This is a genomic window from Kineococcus siccus, assembly GCF_009906795.1.
GTDB classification, from domain to species: domain Bacteria; phylum Actinomycetota; class Actinomycetes; order Actinomycetales; family Kineococcaceae; genus Kineococcus; species Kineococcus siccus.
In genome coordinates, this window is record NZ_JAAALN010000280.1 from 1 (window position 1) to 4,553 (window position 4,553).

Sequence of the window (4,553 nt, forward strand, 5' to 3'; positions counted from 1 at the left end):
GCCCGACCCCGCCCACACGGGGCCCGTCACCGCCGGCCGCATGCTCACGCGCCTCGCCCGCTTCGGCCAGCACCGCTCGTCCACGGTCTCGCCCGTGCTCGAACCCCTGCTGCGCACGGTGCGCGGCACGCACCCCAAGGCGGACCTGTCCGTCGTGGAGCGGGCCTACGAGCGCGCCGAGCGCGCGCACGACGGGCAGCGCCGCAAGAGCGGGGACCCGTACATCACCCACCCCGTGGCCGTGGCGACCATCCTCGCCGAGCTGGGCATGACCCCGCCGACGCTCGCGGCCGCGCTGCTGCACGACACCGTCGAGGACACCGACTACTCCCTGGCCCAGCTGCGCGGGGAGTTCGGCGACGAGATCGCCCTGCTGGTGGACGGGGTCACGAAGCTCGACAAGGTCACCTACGGCGATGCGGCGCAGGCCGAGACCGTCCGCAAGATGGTCGTGGCCATGGCCAAGGACATCCGCGTCCTCGTCATCAAGCTCGCCGACCGCCTGCACAACGCCCGGACCTGGCGCTACGTCTCGGCCGCGTCCGCCGAGCGCAAGGCGCGGGAGACGCTGGAGATCTACGCGCCCCTGGCCCACCGCCTCGGCATGAACACGATCAAGTGGGAGCTGGAGGACCTGTCGTTCGCGACGGTGTACCCCAAGCGCTTCGACGAGATCGTCCGGCTGGTCGCCGAGCGCGCACCGGCCCGCGAGGACTACCTGGCCGGCGTCCGCGAGCAGATCGAGGAGGACCTCAAGGCGGCGCGCGTCCGCGCCGCCGTGAGCGGCCGGCCCAAGCACTACTACTCGATCTACCAGAAGATGATCGTGCGCGGCCGCGACTTCGCGGAGATCTACGACCTGGTCGGCGTGCGCGTCCTGGTCGACTCGGTGCGGGACTGCTACGCCGTCCTCGGTGCGCTGCACGCGCGGTGGAACCCGGTCCCCGGCCGGTTCAAGGACTACATCGCGATGCCCAAGTTCAACATGTACCAGTCGCTGCACACGACGGTCATCGGGCCCGAGGGCAAGCCCGTCGAGATCCAGATCCGCACCCACCTCATGCACCGTCGCGCCGAGTACGGCGTCGCGGCTCACTGGAAGTACAAGGACGACCCGAACTCCACGGGGGACCAGCAGAACGCCTGGCTCAAGCAGGTCGTCGACTGGCAGCAGGAGAACAAGGACCCGAGCGACTTCCTCGACAACCTCCGCTTCGACCTCACCGCCAGCGAGGTCTTCGTCTTCACGCCCAAGGGTGACGTGCAGGCCCTGCCGGCCGGGTCGACGCCCGTGGACTTCGCCTACGCCGTGCACACCGAGGTCGGCCACCGGACGATGGGGGCCCGCGTCAACGGCCGGCTCGTGCCGCTCGAGTCGACCCTCGACAACGGCGACCTCGTCGAGATCTTCACGTCGAAGGCCGACGGCGCCGGGCCGAGCCGGGACTGGCTGACCTTCGTCAAGAGCCCGCGCGCCCGGAACAAGATCAAGCAGTTCTTCTCCAAGGAGCGCCGCGAAGAGGCCATCGACAACGGCAAGGACGCCATCGCCAAGGCGATGCGCAAGCAGCACCTGCCGCTGCAGCGGCTGCTGTCGCACGAGTCGCTGGTCGGGGTGGCGCGCGACCTGCGCTACGCCGACGTCTCGTCCCTGTACGCCGCCGTCGGCGAGGGGCACGTCTCGGCGCAGCACGTGGTCGAGCGCCTGGTCGTCGCGGTCGGCGGCGAGGTCGGCGCCGAGGAGGACATCGCCGAGGCCACGACCCCCGGGCAGACGCGCCGCGCGCCCCGCAGCGCCGACGCGGGCGTCGTCGTCAACGGCAGCGACGACGTGTGGGTCAAGCTGGCCCGCTGCTGCACGCCCGTCCCGCAGGACCCGATCGTCGGGTTCGTCACCCGCGGCGCCGGGGTCTCGGTGCACCGCGAGGACTGCGAGAACGTCGCGCGCCTGCGGGCGGAGCCCGAGCGCATCGTCGACGTCGCGTGGGCGGCCGTGGCCTCCCGGTTGTTCCTGGTCCAGATCCAGGTCGAGGCCCTGGACCGGGCCCGGCTCCTGTCCGACGTCACCCGGGTCCTGTCCGACAACCACGTCAACATCCTCTCCGCGACCGTGAGCACCAGCCGCGACCGCGTCGCCGTGTCGAAGTTCTCCTTCGAGATGGCCGAGCCGAACCACCTCGGGCACGTGCTGTCCGCGGTGCGTCGCGTCGACGGGGTCTTCGACGCCTACCGCGTGATGGCCTCGCGCCCCCGCGACTAGGGCGCGGGCACCAGCGCGAGCACGCGCCGGGCCTGGCGCACGTGCGCCGCGCCCCGTGCCGCGGAGCCCGTGTCCGCGAGCCCCGTGAGGTCGTGGCCCGCCGCGAGCAGCGCCCGCCGCACGGCGCCCGCGCGGTGGGGCGCCGTCCGCGCCACGTCGAGGAGCGTCCGGGTCGGCGTGGTGACCCGCAGCGGCCCCAGGTCCAGCACGTCGTGCGCTCCGGGGACCGAGCGGGTCGCCGCGACGCGGGTCCCCCCGCACGACCCGTCGCGCTGCAGCCGCCGGGCGGCCGCGGGAGCGAGGGCCACCTCCAGCACCCCGGGCACGGGCAGCGGGTCCCCCGCGAGCACCCAGGCGGCGCTCGCCCCCAGCGCGACGGCACCGGGCGGCAGGAGCAGGGCGAGCGCCGCCGCGCGGCCCTCCGCGTCGAGCCGCACGTCCGCGGCGACGACGACGTCACCCACGACCCGCCGCAGCAGGCCGTCGCGCACGTCCCGCGCGGCGGCCGCCCGCTCGGCCTCGCCCGGCCCGGGGCGGTGCGGCCGGGCGGGGTCGGCGCTGACCTCGGGCTGCAGGAGCGTGCGCAGCCAGGTGCGCGTGGGCAGGTGCGGATCGGCGGGTGCGGTCACGGGGACAGTCCACCGCCTCGCGGCCCGCCGGGGAGCCGTCCCGGACCAGGCCTGTGGACGACGGACGCCGCCGCGGGTCGGTGGACCCGGCGGCGGCGTCAGCGGGCGTGCGTCAGCGGGCGTGCGTCAGCTCAGCGAGCGACGTCGCGCAGCGTGGACCGCGCGGAGTCCAGCCACTCCTGGCGCGCGCGCAGCGCCTCCTCGGCCTTGGCCAGGCGGCGGGCGTCGCCGCGCTCGCGCGCGCGGTCCACGTCCGCCTGCAGACCGCGGATGGCCTCCTCGAGCTGGTTCACGACCCCCTGGGCGCGGACCTCCGCGTCGGAGGTCACGCGCGGCTTGCGCGTCTCCTCGACGTCGCGGACCGCGGTCTCCACGGCCCGCAGGCGCGCCTCGATGCGCTGGAGGTCGCCGCGGGGCACCTTGCCGGCCGCCTCCCAGCGGTCCTGGATGCTGCTCAGCGCCTTCTTCGCCGCCCCCAGGTCGCGCACGGGCAGCAGCGCCTCGGCCTCCGTCAGCAGCTCCTCCTTCACGGCGAGGTTGGTGCGGAACTCCTCGTCCACCTCGTCGGTGGCGGCCGTGCGCGCCGCGAAGAAGACGTCCTGCGCCGCGCGGAAGCGGTCCCAGAGGGCGTCGTCGTCCTTGCGGCCCAGCCGGCCCGCCGCCTTCCACCGGTCCATGAGCGCGCGGTAGGCGTTGGTGGTGCCGCGCCAGTCCGTCGACGTGGAGAGCGCCTCGGCCTCGGCGACCAGCTTCTCCTTGTCGGTGCGGATCGAGGAGCGCTGCTCACCGAGGGCCGCGAAGTGGTGGCGGCGCACCTTGTCGAAGGAGCTGCGGGCGTGGCTGAACCGCTTCCAGAGCTCGTCCTCGGTGCGCTTGTCCAGCCGTCCCTCGCGCTGGGCGGCCTTCCACTCCTCGAAGAGGGTGCGCAGCCGCTCCCCGGAGCTGCGCCACTGCACGCGCTCCGGGTCCTGGGCCGCGATCGCCTCGGCCTCCTCGACGATCGTCACGCGGGCCGCGCGCAGGCGCTCGCGGTTCTCGGCGCGCGCGCGGTCGGCCGCGGCGCGCGCCTCGTCCGCCACCGTGGCCAGCGCCTCCACGCGGGCGGCCAGGGCGTCGATGTCACCGACGGCGTGCGTCTCGGCGACGGCGGTCCGCAGGGCACCGACGCCCGCGACGATGTCCTTGCCCGCCAGCTCGGTGCTGCGCAGGCGCTGCTCGAAGAGGTCGACCTGGGCCACGACCTCCTCGAACTTGCGGACGAAGTAGGCGACGGCCTCCTCGGGCGTGGCGTCCGGGTACTGACCGACCTCGTGCTCGCCGTCGCCGCGGCGCACCCACACGGTGCCGGCCTCGTCGACGCGCCCGAAGGCGGCCGCGGCGGCGCGGTCCACGCTCGTGGTGTGCAGCGGCTCGGCCGGCGCCTCACCGGCCGCGGCGACCGCCGCCGGGGCGACCGGGGCCGGGCGGGGCGTGGGGCGGGGCGCGATGCCGGCGGGCGTCGGGCGCGGTACCGCGGGCACCGGGCTCCCGGTGCGGGCCTCGTGCCGGTCCGCGGCCTCCTCCTCGGGGGCGTCGGGCGCGCTCGCGACCGGCGCCGCCGCCGGCTCCTCGACGGCCGCCTCGGCGGGGACGGACTCCTCGACGGCCGCCTCGGCGGGGGAGGG

General features: G+C 75.1%; 3 protein-coding genes. 1 reads left to right on the forward strand and 2 read right to left on the reverse strand.

The window, feature by feature from the left end:
* Nucleotides 1–40 precede the first annotated feature (40 nt).
* Complete coding sequence (locus GTR02_RS20025; RefSeq protein WP_420814755.1) at nt 41–2,260, forward strand: RelA/SpoT family protein; 2,220 nt, start codon at nt 41–43, stop codon at nt 2,258–2,260.
* Here the strand turns inward: GTR02_RS20025 and GTR02_RS20030 are convergent.
* The gene (locus tag GTR02_RS20030; RefSeq protein ID WP_166609242.1) at nt 2,257–2,889 is read right to left on the reverse strand and encodes a hypothetical protein; all 633 of its coding nucleotides are present in this window, start codon (nt 2,887–2,889) and stop codon (nt 2,257–2,259) included. The genes GTR02_RS20025 and GTR02_RS20030 overlap by 4 nt on opposite strands.
* A gap of 131 nt (nt 2,890–3,020) precedes the next feature.
* Nucleotides 3,021–4,553, reverse strand: a 1,533-nt coding sequence (locus GTR02_RS20035; protein WP_240896099.1) for a DUF349 domain-containing protein, incomplete at its 5' end; no start/stop codon positions are given.

Excerpts from the sequence above, each read along its gene's own strand:
- GTR02_RS20025 (WP_420814755.1), top strand. The coding sequence starts at position 41 with ATGCTCACGCGCCTCGCCCGCTTCGGCCAGCACCGCTCGTCCACGGTC.